The organism is Megasphaera sueciensis, assembly GCF_050219315.1.
Classification (GTDB): domain Bacteria; phylum Bacillota; class Negativicutes; order Veillonellales; family Megasphaeraceae; genus Megasphaera_A; species Megasphaera_A sueciensis.
Genome location: NZ_CP116939.1, coordinates 652,637 through 669,930, shown reverse-complemented (window position 1 = coordinate 669,930; position 17,294 = coordinate 652,637). Strand labels below are relative to the sequence as shown.

The following is a 17,294-nucleotide window of genomic DNA, read 5'->3' as shown; positions in this document are numbered from 1 at the left end:
TATTTATATGAAATATGTATGCCAAATACAAAAAAGCTCTATTTCACCGTGCAGACGCACGGTCTAAGAAATAATACGCCCTCATGTTGATGCAAAAATACATCAACATGAGGGCGTATTATTTTTAATCTCCTTAGGTAACAATATTTAGCGTGATGAAAAAAATGCATCAAATAATGCCGGTATGCATCATCGGCACAGTTTATTCATTTTGCGAGAAACCGTTGCCTGATCTATCCCTAAAGCATACGCAATTTCTCTGGTGGTTTTATACTTTTTAGCGGCCTGCATCAACAATTGCCGTTCTACATCATGTACAGCTTCTTTCATTGGTTGTATTCCATGAACAACAATTCCGGGTTTGTCGTCTTCTGTTGTTTTTTGAGGCAAATGTTCGGGCAAAAGTAAATTTCCGGGAACAAGAACTACCATCGTTTCAATGACATTCTCCAATTCCCGTATATTGCCCGGCCAATTTCGTTCTCCTAAGGCATGACATATTGCTAATGATAATGTTTTATTTTTTTTGTACTTTTCATTATACATTTCAACAAAATATCTTGCTAACGGAATAATGTCATCTCGTCGTTCACGTAATGGAGGAACGTCAATATTGATCACATTTAAACGATAATATAAATCTTGCCTGAACGTCCCCTCTTTCACCATGTTCCACAAATTGCGATTTGTAGCCGCTATGATGCGGACATCAATGGGAACCGGCTTACTTCCACCAATACGCAATACTTCTTTTTCCTGAATAACACGCAGTAATTTTACTTGTGAAGTTAGACTTAATTCACCGATTTCATCTAGCAATAGGGTTCCGGTGTTAGCTAGTTCAAAAAAACCGATTTTACCATTTTTACGGGCACCCGTAAAAGAACCATGTTCATATCCGAATAATTCAGATTCAAATAATGTATCGGGAATAGCTCCGCAATTGATTTTAATAAGGGGTTTCATATTTCGGTTACTATGCTGGTAGATTGCATCAACAACTCGTTCTTTGCCAGTCCCTGATTCACCGGTAATAAGAACTGTAGAATCAACAGAAGAAACTACGTTAATGATTTCCATAATACGGGTCATCTTTTTGCTATGGACAACAATAGTATCATGGACGGTATCTTTACTTTTCATATTGGCAATTTCCCGTACATAATCAGCCATGGCCAACTCCTGTTTCTCGAGTTTGTGTCTAAGCATATTCATTGCCGATACATCTTGAATGGTTACAATGACACAGGTAAGTTTCTTTTCATTAAAGCTTGGGATTCCCGTATAAATTAATTTTTTACCGGCATATTCAGAGGCTACGATTACTTTATCCTGCTGCTGTAAAACTTTTTCTACAATACCTTCTTTAAAAACACCTTTTTGGACAATCAGGGTGGAAGACTGTCCGATTAACGTATTGCGATGTACATTAAAAGTTCGTTCTACCGCTTTATTGATACGAATAATAATGCCCGCGCCATCTGCTACGATAACACCGTCTGCAACAGATTCAATAATGGCATCAATTTCTTTCAAGGTATTAGTTAAAATGTCAACTTCTTGTGATGCACATACAGCATGGCCGGATTCATGCAAGACCAAAATGCTCCCATTACGTTTCTCTCTATTTATCCAAGGATAAATATTACAAATGATCCAATTCGTTCGATTATCAATAGAAAAACGTCCCTGCCCGTTGCCTATATCAATTTGTTCTGATAGTTTTGCCAATAGTTCTTGATAATTTACATTTGATTCTTTTGCTAATTTTTGAGCTGCCAAATTATAATAAATAGGATGTCCGTCTCGATTTACAATGAGAATAGAGCAATATAGAGCATTGATGACATTTTCATAATCACGGGTAGTAAAATGCAATAGTGTGTTTTTCATATCGATTTTCTCCTTTTTAAAGCCGGAAAATCAAAATGGGTCTGTATAGCTTTCTGTATAATACTATTATAATATAGCGAAATATATATAATACAGCAGCATTATTCAAGCTGCTTGATTCGTTCTTCTGCTTTTTTTAATAACGTAAGCTGAGCATATACTTTTTTCCTTGGATCAGAAACTTCTTCTCTATGGTATGAACCATCAGCTTCCATACAATATGCTTTTACATTATCCTCCAAATACAGGTGCAAAATTTCTTTAATTCTTTGTTTATGCAATTCGTAATCGACAGGAATCATCAATTCTACCCGTTCATCGAGATTACGCGGCATCCAATCTGCTGATGAAATAAACACATCTTCCCTGCCATTATTGTAAAAATAAAATAAACGACTGTGTTCCAAAAAACGTCCGACAATACTGCGAACCGTGATATTCTCGCTAACATTTTTTATACCTGGGCGCAGTACACAAATTCCTCTTATGATTAATTTAATTCTAACACCGGCACAGGAAGCCTCATACAATTTAGCAATAACATGTTTATCTAACAGAGAATTCATTTTGGCTATAATTTTTGCCGGTTGGCCTGTCTTGGCAATAGCTATTTCCTGATCTATTTCAGATATAATGCGTTCTCTTAAATTTAAAGGAGCTACTACAAATTTATTCCAAACAGGAGGATCCGAATAACCTGACAACAGATTGAAAAATGCGGAAGCGTCAATGCCAATCAATGGATCTTTCGTAAAAATACCGATATCTGTATATATTTTAGCCGTTAATCCGTTATAATTCCCGGTAGCCAAGTGCACATATCGTCTAATGCCTTCTTCTTCCCGTCTTACTACCAGTGTAATTTTTGAATGTGTTTTTAAGCCTTGTATGCCGTATATGACATGACAACCCGATTTTTCCAGTTTACGAGCCATCAAAATATTATTCGCTTCATCAAAACGAGCCTTGACCTCCATCAACACCGTTACTTGTTTACCGTTTTCCGCAGCATCACTTAAAGCCGCAATAATAGGAGATTCATTGCTGACACGGTATAAGGTTTGCTTAATAGCCAAAACATGAGGATCAGAGGCAGCTAAACGAATAAAATTTTCAACTATGGTAAATGCCTCAAAGGGATGATGAACCATAATATTCCGTGATGAAACGGCCTCCCAAAAGTCCGCTGCAGGTGCGGCAGCCAATTCATAAGCGGGCTGCGGTGTAAATGGCTTATATCGTAAATAGTCATATCCATGAATATGCGCAAATATTTTACAATCCAGCGGACCATTTATCATGTAAATATCTTGATCATCCAGCTGCAGTTCATGGGATAAAAACAAGCGTATCGTACGACTTGCGTTATAAGCAAGCTCTAAACGTACAGCAGCTCCCTTGCGTCTTTTTTTTAAAGACTTTTCTACTTCTGTCAATAAATCCTCTACATCATCGTCAATATCCAGATCCGCATCCCGGGTTACACGAAAAGGAGTTACCTCTAAAATGGTACAGCCGTGAAAAAAATGTTTAGCATACGCGCTTAATATATCCTCTAAAAGCAAAAATTTCTCAGGACTTTCTGTACCGGGAACTTTAATAATTCTATCTAAAACAGCAGATGGTACCGGAAGTACTGCTGTACGCACGGCAGGGTCTTTTCTTGTCCGCAAAAGAACGGCAAGATTTAAACTAAGACTAGAAAGGAAAGGAAAAGGATGACTGGAATCAACAGCCATCGGAGTTACAACTGGATATATTTCACTTTCAAAAAAAGTATTCAGCCATATCTTTTGTTCTTCTGTAAGTTGACGAACCGCAATAAATTGCAAACCTTTGGTAAGCAGCTTATTCCTTATAATGCTCAAATATCGATATTGTTCATTTACTAATATATGGGCCATGGATTCAATGGCATTAAATTGTTCCTGCGGTGTCATATTGGCAATATCGTGGTGGTCCACACCGCTTTCTATGAGATGTTTTACTCCTGCCACCCGAATCATAAAAAACTCATCCATATTGGAGGCGGCTATGGCAATAAAATTAAGTTGTTCCAATACCGGGTTAGATTCTACCATGGCTTCATTTAATACTCGTTCATTAAACTTCAGCCAAGTAGATTCTCTATTTAAATAGTACGCTGCATCATGAAAATTCATTATTTTCACCTAACCTTTCACCAATATAGGTGTCAAACCAAATACTTCTTCAAATCCAGAAACAGCTTTTTTAAAAGTCCAGCGTTCTAAGGAAACATCAAAATCAGATACATAGTTGACTACCAGATTTCGTTCACGGATTTCTGCCATAATCCGGCTTATTTTTCCATTGTGGCCGGCATCCAGTGCATCAGCTAATCGAAAAATAGTCACTAGTTTTATAAGAATTATTTTTTGTGTCGGATTTAAAGAGCGATAATTTGCATCCCCATTGCTGGGAGTGCCTTTATACGAATAATAATCTATATTGGCCACGATTTCTTTTTCTTCGTCTGTTATGCCAAATATATCTGTTGCCATAATAAGCTCATAGGTGCATCGATTATGTCCCCGCATGTTAATAAACTTTCCCGTTTCATGTAAAATAGCGGCTAATCTCAATAAATAACCAGTATGATGAGGGAGGCCGATTTGTTTATATAAGCTATGAAACAGTATAGTAGTAAATTGTTCTATTCGGGACGAATGTGTCTGATCAGATACATATTTAGAAGCAATCGTACGAGTTAAATCCAAGAGCAGAACACGTTGCTTGCGAAGATATAGATCATTTCCCCGGTCAGCAATATAAAACATGGAATATCCCTGCGTAAAAGTAATTCCCATTAAAAGAATCACATCTATATCAATAACACGGAACAGCTCGTAATACAATAAAATAGTCGGCATAATTACGTTGGCCCTGTTTTCAGAAAGATGAAAACGCTGCATTAATTTAAAGGGAGTAACTCCGTCAAAAGAATCAACAAATGCGAAGAATTCATGTGACTTAATTAAACATATGCCATTCCTCATTCTTTCACCCATCAAATTGCCGATCAAGTTAGCTTCTATTCCGGATAAAATGACATATTTAACATGGTGTTTTTTTACGCTGACCCACAGCGGAGACAAGGTACTGTGGATATATTCACGGGCAGCAGTGGGAAATGTTATTTCACAACGCTGTTTTTTATCAAAGTTTTCCAATATCCGCAGTGCACCGATATGTACGTTTTGCTGAAATAGTAATTTTCCAGCCTGCCAGCCGGTCAATCCCAATCCACCGGAAGTAATATCCATCAGCAGTACCGCTTCCCCGGCAAAATCAATATGATGTTTTTGAACGGAATAATATAAGCCGAAAAATTTATAATATATTTCTTTTGTCATATCCAGTATATCGACATGAAATCCTGTCCGTATATAGATTTGATCAATAACATTCAAACTATTTTCTGCTTCCCGTACAGAAGTCGTTGCCAACACTTTTACATCTTCAACGCCATAATCTTTCAGGAGCTGATGAAAACCGCTTAGTATACGGCACATGGAATTCAAAGAACGAAAGCTGATACGGTGGGTCTGAAATACCTCTTCCCCATAATCGACTTCGTGTGTAACGTTTTCTATTACTTCCATATCGTCCATGGAAGAACCTGATATGATCCGTAATGTCATGCGTGCTGACCCAATATGAATGATGCCAAACAAATACTGTATTTCCTTATTCATGGAAACACCTCGCTTATTTCTTTTGTAGTTCCTGTACTATATATATTATACATGAAATTTACAGATTATCCTTTATCTTTCCGTACATTTTATGTAAAATAAAATGTAGAATATATAAATAATATGTATATATAATAAAAATGGATTCTTGAAGAGAGGAAAAATATGGAAAAATTAGCTATCATTGATATGGGGTCAAATTCAATCCGTTTTGTAGTCATACAAATAGCTGATAATAATTCATACTCTATGTTATATCAGCAAAAAGAAAGTATTCGTCTGGGTGAAGGATTATCTGTTTCCGGATGCTTAAGTGCAGATGGAATGGAACGTGCCATGATTTGTCTTAAAGTGTATGAGCATATGATGCATGTCATGAAAATTCACACCTGCTTAGCCGTGGCAACTGCCGCCGTCCGTAATGCGAAAAATGGAGAAATGTTTTTGAACCGAATAATAAATGAAACAGGAATTCATATTGATATTATTTCGGGAGAGCGCGAAGCATATCTTGGATATCTAGGTGTGATCAATACAATTGCCATGAAGGACTTTATCCTTTTTGATTTAGGCGGAGCCAGCGTGGAATTATCCTTGGTTCAAAACAGTATTGTAAAACATGCTGTTTCTATTCCTATTGGAGCGGTCACACTTACGGAAAAATTTAAGTTGCAGAACAATATAGCGTCGGAAAACATGCAAGAATGCGCAACATTCATTCGTCACTACATGGATACGGTTTCTTGGCTTAAAAGTGCGCATTTGCCACTCATTGGTATCGGCGGAACGGTACGTAATCTAGCTAAAATGGATCAAAAAGCGACAAACTATCCTTTGCCTAAGTTACATAATTATCAACTGCCGCGTGAACGTTTTGAAAATCTGTACGCCATGGTCATAACTAAATCATATGCCAATAGAAAGAAAATTGCCGGATTATCCGGCGAGCGAGCTGATATTATCGTTGCGGGTGCTGCTGTAATTCGATGCCTTTTTGAACTGACGCAGGATAATGAATTAACGATTAGCGGCCATGGTCTGCGGGAAGGCTTGTTTTTTGAATATTATAGTACGTATTGTCATTTAAAAAAAGGCTGGAATACAGATATTTTAGATTTCAGTTCAACTAATTTTCTGCGAACGTTAGATAATATAGATTATCAGCATGTAAACAAAGTATGTCAAATTACCGAACGCCTTTTTGATTTGCTAAAAGATATCCATGGATATGGCGAAACAGAACGACGCTTGTTAGTTACGGCTGCACGTCTCCATGATGTAGGAAAAGTCATCAATTACTATGATCACGCCCGTAATTCAGCATTTATGATTGGCCATGCTTCCTTATATGGCCTAACGCAAAAAGAACAAATTATCACTGCCTGTATCGCCGGATTTCATCACGGCATCAGTAACAAAACCGTACGCGCTTATCGCTATTCCAATGTCCCGACAGCAGAAGATTGGATCATGATCCGGAAATTATCGACGCTGCTGGCTTTAGCAGAAGCTGCTGATGTTACATATGAACACATTGTACTGGATGTATCATTGACAATAGCCGAACATGTTATCGTATTAGTATTAACAACTACCCCCGGAGCAGTCACAAGTGCCGCCGATTATGAGATGAACCAGCTTTTAAAACAATTTAAAAAAGAATTTCAAATGACGCTATTGCTTATTTGGAAATAGCTCATCAATAAAACGCCGCTCCCTGATAATGATGAGGGAAGCGGCGCTTTATCATTTAATATTTAATCTTCATTTAATGTAATATCTTCACCAGCCAGAATACGTTTCATATTACGAGCCGGACACATTTTACCACACATAGTACAAGTGCCTTCACACTCTGGTTTGCTGGATTCATAATACGTTCTGGCTTTTACAGGATCTATGGCAAGCTGTATCATCGTATCAAAATTAACATCGACACGGGCTTTACTCATTGCATCATCCCAATCCTGGGCCCCGGGAATGCCTTTTGCCAAATCAGCCGCATGTGCTGCAATTTTTACAGCAATAATGCCTTCTTTTACATCATCCACATCAGGAAGACGTAAATGTTCTGCCGGAGTTACATAACAAAGAAAATCAGCACCGCAGGAAGCCGCAATAGCTCCGCCTATAGCACTGGTAATATGATCATAACCAGGCGCTATATCTGTTACCAAAGGGCCTAATACATAAAACGGTGCATTATGACACAACCGTTTTTCCAATTTCATATTAGCTGCAATTTCAGTTAATACCATATGTCCCGGACCTTCAATCATTACCTGCACGTTCTTTTCCCAGGCACGTTTAGTTAATTCACCCAGGGTAATAAGTTCTTCAATTTGTGCGGCATCTGTCGCATCATGCGTACATCCGGGTCGACAGGCATCACCCAGACTAATAGTCACATCATATGCTGCACAAATATCAAGAAGCCGGTCATAATATTCATAGAAAGGGTTTTCTTTTTTGTTCATTTCCATCCAGGCAAATAACAGTGACCCACCGCGAGATACAACATTTGTTAGCCGTGGATTACGTTTTATGCGCTCTGCAGTTTTTTGATTCATACCGCAATGGATAGTCATAAAATCAACGCCGTCTTCTGCATGCTGCTGAACAACAGAGAAAAATTCGTCTACCGTAATATCCTTTAAATCCTTATCAAGCATCCCAACTGCATCATACATAGGAACCGTACCAATCATGGCGGTAGACATGTCAATAAGTTTACGACGAAAATCACGTGTTTTGCCAAAACAACTCAAATCCATGATAGCTTCCGCTTTCATATCAATGGCATTTTGTACCTTTTGCAATTCTTCATCATAATCATTATGATCCTTAGAGACACCCAGATTCACATTGATTTTTGTACGGCATTTCTTTCCTACCGCTTCCGGATCAAGGCTTTTATGATTTTTATTGGCCGGAATAACGACTTCCCCCGCGGCAATCAATGTCCGTAATGTTTCTACGGACATTTGTTCTTTTGCTGCAACAATACGCATTTGACTCGTTATAATACCTTTACGTGCAGCATCCATCTGTGTTGTGTAATTCATATATGTATCTTCCTCCTAAAAAAAAGCTCACCATCGCAGGTGAGCTTCTAATATATCAATCAATTAAATGCTTTCCTACGGTAGGATTACCTACATCAGGTTGTAAGGGACAAACAGAATATGTTATCTCAGCCAATAATGGCACCCCTAGCGCTTATTTTATTTGCTTATATTATATTATAGATATGCCGTATATGCAAATTTTTTTTGAAAATAGTCAAATTTCATAGACCGTGATATAATAACAACAATAGGAGGTAATTATTATGAAACATACCCTTTTGAAAAATACTATTATGTCGGCTTTGTTTATATCGGCCGCAATTAGTTGTTTGCCAACACTGGCAGAAGCACAGCAGCCTGCACAAGAATCTATCGTTCACGTGACCGGTTATGCACAACAACAAGTTGTTCCGGATACGGCACTCATTACAGTAGGTGCAGAAACAACGGAAACAGATGCTTCAGAAGCTCGTCAAAAAAATAATCTTATTATGCAGCAAATCACAAATTCCTTAAAAAACATGGGAATAAATAAAATGGATATACGTACAAACGGTTTTACGGTATCACCTAATTATGACAATGGAAAAAACAGAAAAATTATATCGTATACCGTCAGTAATGCGCTGCGGATCAAAATCACTGATTTTGATCTTATATCAAACGTAATCAATACGTCTGAAACCGCAGGTGCTAACCAAATTTACGGGGTCCAGTTCTTGACCGAACATAGTGATGTTGTAAAAGACAGCTTGATCAAAGAGGCGGTTCAAAATGGAAGACGCGCCGCAGAAGCTGCTGCTTTGGCAGCAGGCGGGACACTAGGAAAGGTAAAAGAAATCAACGTTTCTGGGAATTCACCGTCCTACGGTTCTAATTTTGCCATGAATTCATCGCTGATATCCGTAAAACGGGCTGACTATACGCCCATTGAAAGTGGTTCCAATACAGTTAGCGAATCAGTCGACATTACATTCTATTTACAATAAGTCAATAGAGTGCAAAAAGGCCGGAATGCAACGTACCCTTGAAGAGTTTTTTACTCTGCCGTACGTTGCATGTCCGGTCTTTTTAAGCTGTTTTTTTCTCCCGATGCGATAACATCGGCAAAGAAACCTGCGCTTTTGCTTGAAGATATAATACCGCTTCAATAGGTGTCATCTCTGCTGTATCTGTAATGGATTCGCTCGTTGTTACTAAATTTCCCGCAGTATCAAAAACTTCCTCTAAAAATGATAGTTTAAATCGGTATGGTGTATTTTTCATCCGTACGCCCTTGATGAAATCCAACAAAATGTAAGAATAGCCAGCAACAGCAGCTTCTGTACACACGGTTTCCAAACTCCGAGCCTTACCTGATGAAAAAATAATATGGCCGGAAAATTTTCTGCGCAGTTCATCTTGTACAACTTGCCGTATATATCTTTCATCATTTTGAATACATTCATCAAGTTGAAACGAAATAGGCCCAGCATAAACAACCGGTGAGTCCGCAATACTACCAACTATTTTATTTACCTCAGCAGGAACGCTATTTTTGATATCATAGTAATTTCGTAATGCGGCATCCGCATAAAGTGCAACAGCATGAAAAAATCGGTCAGAATTTGGATTCCGGTACCATTCTGTTTTTTCACCTAATTGTTTATATTCACCGGAAGTGATCGTTTGCAATACTCCCTTTACCGGATCATTTTTTATTACAACACGATCCAGTAATAGCTCTTTTCCGTATATATCGGAAAATGCTTGGTTTCCTACTGCGGGAGCTCCAAATGTAATAACTTCAATTTGCCCGGCCGGTACTCCGATATCAATAAGCCTCGCTGCCATTAAGGTAGCTACTGCGCCGCCTAAGCTATGCCCAGTCAGCAATATATGTTCTTTCGGATTATTTTTAAGTCCATCTGCAAGGCTTTCTCCCAGGGGATTTCCTTCCTTGCCCACGGGAGTAGAAAATACAGTGTTCATATATTCGTTAAACCCTTGATGAACCATAGGCACTTGTGATGTAGTACTATGTCCGCTATCGGTAATAGTATTAAATGCAGCAAGTGCAGTGCCGCCAAAAGGGACCTTGCGAAATTTTATATCTGACGCAACGTCTTTGTCATTTTCAGTTCCGGCTATCGCCAAAATCTGCATTTTATCCCCGGTTTGAGCAGATGTGCCCCCGATAAGATAAAATTTTGCATCCGCTTTATCTGTATTGCGGTGAAACCCGATAACATTCCAGCCATGCTGTGACAGTTCGGAACGAGCCAATTCTTGCACGCGCCCATCATACGCGGCTAACGATGCCCATGCGCAGATATATTGTTTATACGCCTTATCTAATTTACTGCCTATGTGCGGGCCAGAAGGCTGCTGCGCATAGGCAGTAATAGGTACTGCCTGGAAAAAACAAATAAAGCCTATGAAGAAAGCCAAAAGATATCGTATCATAGTCCCCCCTGCAGGTGTTTTACAGTGAATATTCATTTATCATCGGATTAATCATGAGATAAAATGGTAAAAACTTCACGATTCGCATGAGTACTTTCTTCAAAAAACAACGAACGTGCCAGTTCCCGTTCCATAGCGGCTTTACGCTTTTTATTTTGTAAAATAGATAACACATCCCGATGTGCTTGAATTAATAAATTTCCTTTGATATGACGAACATGTACCATATCACGCAACCGACGAATTATTTGGATGGCAACAGATTCGGGGGAATATAAGTATCCTGTTCCTCCACATACGTCGCAGGAACTGAATTGGACTTGATGAAGTCCCTGCCGTGATTTTTTTCGGGTAATTTCTACCAAATTCAGTGCTGTCATACCTAAAACACGTGTTTTCATCCTGTCGGCAGCGGTTTCTCGTTCTAAAATCCGCAGTATTTCTTCACGCTGGAAAGGCAGCGCCATGTCAATAAAATCAATAATAATAATGCCGCCAATATCACGAAGCCGCAACTGCCTGGAAATTTCCACAGCAGCTTCTTTGTTAACATAAAAAATAGTATCTTGAACAGTGCTGTTTCCTGTATATTTTCCCGAGTTTACATCAATAACTGTCAGCGCTTCTGTTCGGTCAAAAACTAACGTCGCTCCTGAAGGAAGTGTTACTTTCCGATATTTCAACCGCCGTACTTCTTCCTCAATTTGATAAGCTTCGAATACAGGCTGCTGGCCTTCGTAATATTCGATACGTCCCAGCCATGACTCTTTGGTACCTGTAAAAAGCTGACATATGCGTTCATAGGAATCTTTGTCATCAACAATTACTTTTTTTACGTCAAATGTAAAATAATCACGAATCATACGCATTACTAAATCAGCTTCACGATATAACAAGGTTGGTTTTTTAGCTAATTTATAACGACGCTGTATCCCCGCCCACGTACCAAGAAGGTAATGTATATCGTGCAGCAATTCTTCTTCATCTACACCTTTGGCTACGGTTCTGATAATTAACCCCATTCCCCCAGGTTTCACAGATTCTACGATGGTACGCAGACGGGTTCGTTCCGCTTCATCGCGGATTTTTTTCGATACCCCGATATAATCTACTGTCGGCATGAGTACACCATAACGCCCGGCAAGACTAATATTAGCAGTAACTTTTGGTCCTTTCGTATCCGTTTCTTCTTTGATTACTTGGACAAGAATGTTTTGCCCTACGGAGATATGCGTTTGCTGTATCTCTTCCTTTGTGGCGGCACGAGGAAATATATCGCCTAAATACAGAAATGCATTTTTTTTACGGCCTAGATCAACAAAGGCAGCCTGCATAGCCGGCAGTATATTTTTGATAACACCTTTATATATATTGTTGACTATATGGGTTTCATCATCTCGTTCAATGGCGAAATCACGCAATACACCCTCTTCCACGACAGCCATACGCGTTTCTTCTGCCATAACGTTGCCTATAAGCATTTTCATGAGTTACACACCTTTGCAAAAGAATAAAAACAGATTTAGGTATCAGATACGTCAAATAAAGAATAACAAATACCTTCTGCACGATGAAAAATACCGATGCGTCTAGCCAGCATCATGTCAGCGGTTGCTTTCATAGCAAACTGATTGCACAACACTTCCCATACCTGACCTGGTTTAATCGCACCATTTTCATTTTGAAGTATGCCGATGCGGATCGAAACCGTATCTCCGACAATAGTACCTGTTATAGGTTCTACAACATGTTCTTTTACATCGATCATGCGTTTTCGATGCGTTTTAGGAGAACATCGTTCATACATAATATTGTCCTTTTGATTAAACGTTTCCAATAATGTATTTAATTCTTCTTGATTCATGTTTTCTGATAATGGACCGGATAAGTCGTAGACAGCATAATTAGCCATAGCCATTAATTTGGGAGCTTTTTCATCCACATAAACTCCCTTTAGAACGGCAAATCCCTGAGAAGATTTTTCATTCATTCTGCGGATTACTTCCGCTGTCGGGATCTCTTCGGTAAGTTCCATATCCATATATTCAATGTCGGCAGCCACCCCTACACCTAATGCAGAAGCAAAACTGATTTTCATATGAGGATTAAATCCTTCCGAATAACAAATAGGAATACCCGCACGAATAATAATATACCGTACGGTTCTGGCAAAATCCAAATGAGAAAGAAACCGGAGTGCGTTTTCTTTTTTAACAGCTAAACGAAGTCTTTTCATTATCTCGTCCCTCCTTGTTATCAATAACATGAACATGTAAAGAAGGACAAACACCACATCCCGTACATGATAAATGTCTGCAGTCAGGGGTCAATTCACCGGAAGCAGCCCGCTGCCACTCGCGTTGTAAGAAAGGTTTAACGGCACCGTTTGATAAATGAGCCCAGGGCAGTGCCTCGTTTATGTCTCGTGAACGTGCCGCATAATAATCGGGATCAACACCCGCATTGGCAAAAGCTTGAAGCCATCGATCATAATTAAAAAATTCAGACCAGCCGTCAAATTTAGCTCCTAATTTCCAAGCCTCCATGAGTACGCTTCCCAACCGGCGGTCGCCTCGTGCAAAAGCGGCCTCTATATGTCCGGTTTTGGCATCATGGTAATGATAGATAATATGTTTATCTCGAATCAACGTCTTGATATATTCTTGTTTACGCCGAATTTCTTCGATAGGCAGCTGACCGAACCACTGGAAAGCAGTATGGGATTTTGGCACAAAACTGGAAACGCTTACGGTAACGCGGCCATTATTTTTTCCTGTTACTTTACGATATAAATTCAGAACTTTATATGCCAAATCAGCAATACCGGCTAAATCTTCATCTGTTTCAGTAGGAAGCCCCATCATAAAATATAATTTGACGGTAGACCATCCATTTTTAAAAGCATTTTCACAAGCTGCCAGCAGATTTTCTTCCGTTACGCCTTTATTGATAACATCACGCAATCGCTGTGTTCCTGCCTCCGGAGCAAAAGTCAACCCACTTTTACGTACTTGCTGTACTTTTTTTGCAATATCGACCGAAAAACTGTCGACACGAAGTGAAGGCAAACTGACACTGACCTTTTTCCCTTCGAATTCCTGCAACAGCATGTCCACTAATTCGCTTAAACAAGAATAGTCAGCAGAACTGAGACTCATAAGAGATATTTCATTATATCCGGAATTAGCAATCATTTCTTTTGCCAAATGAAGCAAATGTTCCGGAGTCTTTTCCCGGACAGGACGATATAACATGCCTGCCTGACAAAACCGGCAACCACGGCTGCAGCCGCGGAATAGTTCAAGAACGGCACGATTATGCACAATATCAATATTGGGAACAATCGGTTTAGTGGGGAAAAAGACATGTTCTTCATCAGCCACAATACATTTTTGAATACATGCCTTTGCTTCCGGTTCAGAGGGTGTCAAAGATACAAAATTGCCATTCGCATCATAGCAAACATGATAAAAGGCCGGGATATAATTTCCCTGCTGACCTGCAAGAGTCTTCAGTAATCCTTTTTTACCGCCCGGTTTTCCACTTTCTTTCCATGCAATAACGGTATCTGCCAGCAACTGTACGGATTCTTCCGATTCTCCCAGACAAAATACATCAATGTAATCAGCCAAAGGTTCCGCATTAAAAGCACAAGGACCGCCTGCTATAATAAGGGGCATATCTTCTCCCCGCTCTTTTGAAAGCATGGGAATACCTGCTAAATAAAGCATATTTAATATATTAGAAAAACTCATTTCATATTGGAGAGTAAATCCGACTATATCAAAATCACGAACCCATGTTTTGGTCTCCAACGTAAATAAAGGATATTTTTTATCCAGCATAAGTTCTTCCATATCGGGCCAAGGTGCATATACCCGTTCAGCGGCAACATCGGTTCGCTCGTTTAATAATGCATATAAGATTCGTAATCCTAAATGACTCATGCTGACTTCATATACATCAGGAAATGCATATGCTACTGTTAATTTCACTGCATGGTGGTCCTTAACCACACTATTCCATTCCCCACCGATATATCTGGCGGGTTTACTGACTTTTCCCAAAAGAATGGGATCTATATGTACCGTATGAGACACGGTGCAACCTCCTTTAAAAAATCATAGTCTGTTGTCTTCGATATATGCTGAGAAGCAATCCTAAAGACATCATGTTTGTAGTTAAAGCACTTACCCCATAACTCATAAAGGGTAAAGGAATACCGGTAACCGGCATGATGCCGCAGGTCATCCCTACATTGATCAAAATTTGAAAGGACCACATTGACAAAATACCGACAGCAACCAGCATGCCGAAACTATCTTTACAATCCTTTGCTGTTATGAGCGCCCGATATACCAAAATAAAATATAGCGCTAAAATAAAAATGCATCCTAAAAAGCCTAACTCTTCACCAATGACAGAAAATATAAAATCAGTGTGATTTTCAGGCAAAAAATTCAGCTGGCTCTGTGTACCCTGGAATAAACCCTTTCCAAAAAACATTCCCGATCCTATGGCAATTTTTGATTGGATAATATGATATCCTGCGCCGAAAGGATCACTATTGGGATCCAAAAATACCAGAATACGTGACTTTTGATAATCTTTCATAAAGAACCAGCTAATCGGTGCCAATACAATACAAGCAGCGAAAATATTGCGTAAAAGTTTCATATTAATATTAGCAATAAACAACATGCCTAAGGTAATTGCCAGAAAAACTAAACTAGTACCTAAATCCGGTTGTTTTAAGACAAGTAAAAAAGGAATACCGACGAACAGAGCAATCGGAAACAGTTTTTTATAAGAATGCAAATCATCCATATGATCGGAAAGAAGTGCGGCCAAACATATGATCATAATCAACTTTGAAAACTCTGAAGGCTGGACGGTAATGGGTCCCATCTGAATCCAACGCTGCGCCCCCAACGCTGACTTGCCTAAAAACATTACAGCTACCAGCATTAATAAATTAATAACATATAGAGGTACGGCGAATCGTTTCAATTTTTTATAGTCAAATCGGCAAACGCCTAATATGATGAGAAGATTTACAATAAAAAATCCCCCTTGGCGTATAACAAAATCATAATTAATGGCCCCCTTATTAATATGTGTAGCACTGCCGATAATGCATAAACTCACACATACAAGCAGTATACAGGCACCCAGCATTACTTTATCTAAACTTTTCCATTCTCGCTTATTAAAAAGGCTAAACATGTTTACACTCCTAACGACGGTAACGACGCCATGACCAAGATTCTTGGCGTCGCTGCCGCAAAGAAAGTCCGGCAGACTTTTTTTCTATATTTTGCTTTGTCAATGCAGATCCCTCTTCCACCGCAATTTCATCTTCAGATATGGCTGTTTCTTCCTGCGGCAGTGCTATATCAGGGGCGTTCGGCAATAACGCTTCCAAATCGGAAATTGGCAGTTCTGTTCCTTTTTTTATGTAAACCAATGTACGTTCCAAAGATTTAAAAAAAGGGTTGCTTTCAGGGACAGCCACTAACGTACCTTGCTGCGCGGCCCTCTGTATTACATCACTATGCGGCAATATGCCGGCTAAATGTTCTGGATCCAGCATATCCAACATGGTACGGACGGAAACAAAGGCATCGGAAGGCTGATAAAAATTATTGAGTAATATGGCATAATTAAATTTTTTGTGCTTATCGCAGAATTGCATTACTCGTGACGTATCCCGCATAGAAGTCCAAGTCGGTTCTACAACGAAAAATATATAATCCGCTATAGCCACCGCTTTTTTATATGCCTGCCCTCGGCCAGGCGGACAATCCAATAAAACATAATCGTAATGTTCGGCTAAATCTTCCAGCACGTATTGATAGGAGGAGGCATCAATTTTTTCCCATGTATGTTTTTGACTAGCCGCTAAAAAATCCAAGCCGGGAGAAACTGCAAGAATTGCGTTGTTCGGAAGACACCGCTGTTTTATTATATCTACAGCATCATATAAAATTTCATCTTGTACACCAAACATCAAATCCAGATTCCGTAATCCCATATCAGCATCAACCGCTAATACAGAATAGCCATGCCGCTGCAAGGAAATGGCTAAAGTTGAAGTTACTAATGTCTTGCCTACACCTCCCTTGCCGGAGGCAATAGAAATGATTGCTGACATGGGAAATCTCCTCTCTTA

The 17,294-nt window shown here is 39.2% G+C and carries 12 protein-coding genes and 1 riboswitch; of the genes, 2 read left to right on the top strand and 10 right to left on the bottom strand.

Going from position 1 to position 17,294, the window contains the following annotated elements:
- Positions 1–189 precede the first annotated feature (189 nt).
- From NXG62_RS03205 to NXG62_RS03195, 3 genes are all read right to left on the bottom strand, one after another.
- Entirely contained in the window at positions 190–1,893 is a 1,704-nt protein-coding gene (locus NXG62_RS03205) for a sigma-54 interaction domain-containing protein (protein ID WP_427113546.1), read from the bottom strand.
- Between the two features lie 101 nt (positions 1,894–1,994).
- A complete protein-coding gene (gene ppk1, locus NXG62_RS03200; protein ID WP_427113545.1) occupies positions 1,995–4,055 on the bottom strand; it encodes a polyphosphate kinase 1 in 2,061 nt (686 codons plus the stop codon).
- 9 nt (positions 4,056–4,064) lie between these two features.
- Positions 4,065–5,609 carry a hypothetical protein gene (locus NXG62_RS03195; protein WP_322351614.1) on the bottom strand — a complete coding sequence of 515 codons (1,545 nt, stop codon included), beginning with the start codon at positions 5,607–5,609 and terminating at the stop codon, positions 4,065–4,067.
- Between the two features lie 165 nt (positions 5,610–5,774).
- Here NXG62_RS03195 and ppx point away from each other — a divergent pair, with 165 nt between their 5' ends.
- On the top strand, positions 5,775–7,304 hold the full coding sequence (gene ppx, locus NXG62_RS03190) for an exopolyphosphatase (protein ID WP_427113544.1): 1,530 nt from the start codon (positions 5,775–5,777) through the stop codon (positions 7,302–7,304).
- A 62-nt stretch (positions 7,305–7,366) separates the two neighbouring features.
- On the opposite strand, the gene thiC is transcribed toward ppx, so the two are convergent.
- Complete coding sequence (thiC, locus tag NXG62_RS03185; RefSeq protein WP_427113543.1) at positions 7,367–8,674, bottom strand: phosphomethylpyrimidine synthase ThiC; 1,308 nt, start codon at positions 8,672–8,674, stop codon at positions 7,367–7,369.
- A 55-nt stretch (positions 8,675–8,729) separates the two neighbouring features.
- Positions 8,730–8,833, bottom strand: a riboswitch (TPP riboswitch).
- Between the two features lie 107 nt (positions 8,834–8,940).
- Here thiC and NXG62_RS03180 point away from each other — a divergent pair.
- Positions 8,941–9,666, top strand: a complete 726-nt coding sequence (locus tag NXG62_RS03180) for an SIMPL domain-containing protein (RefSeq protein WP_322351613.1) — start codon at positions 8,941–8,943, stop codon at positions 9,664–9,666.
- An 82-nt stretch (positions 9,667–9,748) separates the two neighbouring features.
- Here NXG62_RS03180 and NXG62_RS03175 read toward each other — a convergent pair whose 3' ends face one another.
- The 6 genes from NXG62_RS03175 to NXG62_RS03150 are packed head-to-tail and all read right to left on the bottom strand — an operon-like array spanning position 9,749 to position 17,276.
- A complete protein-coding gene (locus NXG62_RS03175) occupies positions 9,749–11,122 on the bottom strand; it encodes a lipase family protein (protein ID WP_427113542.1) in 1,374 nt (457 codons plus the stop codon).
- 47 nt (positions 11,123–11,169) lie between these two features.
- Positions 11,170–12,609, bottom strand: a complete 1,440-nt coding sequence (locus NXG62_RS03170) for an Rne/Rng family ribonuclease (RefSeq protein WP_427113541.1) — start codon at positions 12,607–12,609, stop codon at positions 11,170–11,172.
- Between the two features lie 35 nt (positions 12,610–12,644).
- Positions 12,645–13,358, bottom strand: coding sequence for a TIGR03936 family radical SAM-associated protein (locus NXG62_RS03165; protein WP_427113540.1), 714 nt, complete (start codon positions 13,356–13,358; stop codon positions 12,645–12,647).
- Positions 13,333–15,222 (bottom strand): TIGR03960 family B12-binding radical SAM protein, encoded by a 1,890-nt coding sequence (locus NXG62_RS03160; protein WP_427113539.1) that lies wholly within the window; start codon positions 15,220–15,222, stop codon positions 13,333–13,335. Before NXG62_RS03160 ends, NXG62_RS03165 begins: the two co-directional genes overlap by 26 nt.
- 13 nt (positions 15,223–15,235) lie before the next feature.
- Positions 15,236–16,348, bottom strand: coding sequence for a rod shape-determining protein RodA (gene rodA, locus NXG62_RS03155; RefSeq protein ID WP_427113538.1), 1,113 nt, complete (start codon positions 16,346–16,348; stop codon positions 15,236–15,238).
- Positions 16,349–16,358: 10 nt separating this feature from the next.
- The gene (locus NXG62_RS03150) at positions 16,359–17,276 is read right to left on the bottom strand and encodes an AAA family ATPase (RefSeq protein ID WP_427113537.1); all 918 of its coding nucleotides are present in this window, start codon (positions 17,274–17,276) and stop codon (positions 16,359–16,361) included.
- Positions 17,277–17,294: the final 18 nt, after the last annotated feature.

Excerpts from the sequence above, each read along its gene's own strand:
- ppk1 (WP_427113545.1), bottom strand. The coding sequence starts at position 4,055 with ATGAATTTTCATGATGCAGCGTACTATTTAAATAGAGAATCTACTTGG.
- NXG62_RS03175 (WP_427113542.1), bottom strand. The coding sequence starts at position 11,122 with ATGATACGATATCTTTTGGCTTTCTTCATAGGCTTTATTTGTTTTTTC.
- NXG62_RS03205 (WP_427113546.1), bottom strand. The coding sequence starts at position 1,893 with ATGAAAAACACACTATTGCATTTTACTACCCGTGATTATGAAAATGTC.
- thiC (WP_427113543.1), bottom strand. The coding sequence starts at position 8,674 with ATGAATTACACAACACAGATGGATGCTGCACGTAAAGGTATTATAACG.
- NXG62_RS03170 (WP_427113541.1), bottom strand. The coding sequence starts at position 12,609 with ATGAAAATGCTTATAGGCAACGTTATGGCAGAAGAAACGCGTATGGCT.
- NXG62_RS03165 (WP_427113540.1), bottom strand. The coding sequence starts at position 13,358 with ATGAAAAGACTTCGTTTAGCTGTTAAAAAAGAAAACGCACTCCGGTTT.
- ppx (WP_427113544.1), top strand. The coding sequence starts at position 5,775 with ATGGAAAAATTAGCTATCATTGATATGGGGTCAAATTCAATCCGTTTT.
- NXG62_RS03195 (WP_322351614.1), bottom strand. The coding sequence starts at position 5,609 with ATGAATAAGGAAATACAGTATTTGTTTGGCATCATTCATATTGGGTCA.
- NXG62_RS03150 (WP_427113537.1), bottom strand. The coding sequence starts at position 17,276 with ATGTCAGCAATCATTTCTATTGCCTCCGGCAAGGGAGGTGTAGGCAAG.
- rodA (WP_427113538.1), bottom strand. The coding sequence starts at position 16,348 with ATGTTTAGCCTTTTTAATAAGCGAGAATGGAAAAGTTTAGATAAAGTA.
- NXG62_RS03180 (WP_322351613.1), top strand. The coding sequence starts at position 8,941 with ATGAAACATACCCTTTTGAAAAATACTATTATGTCGGCTTTGTTTATA.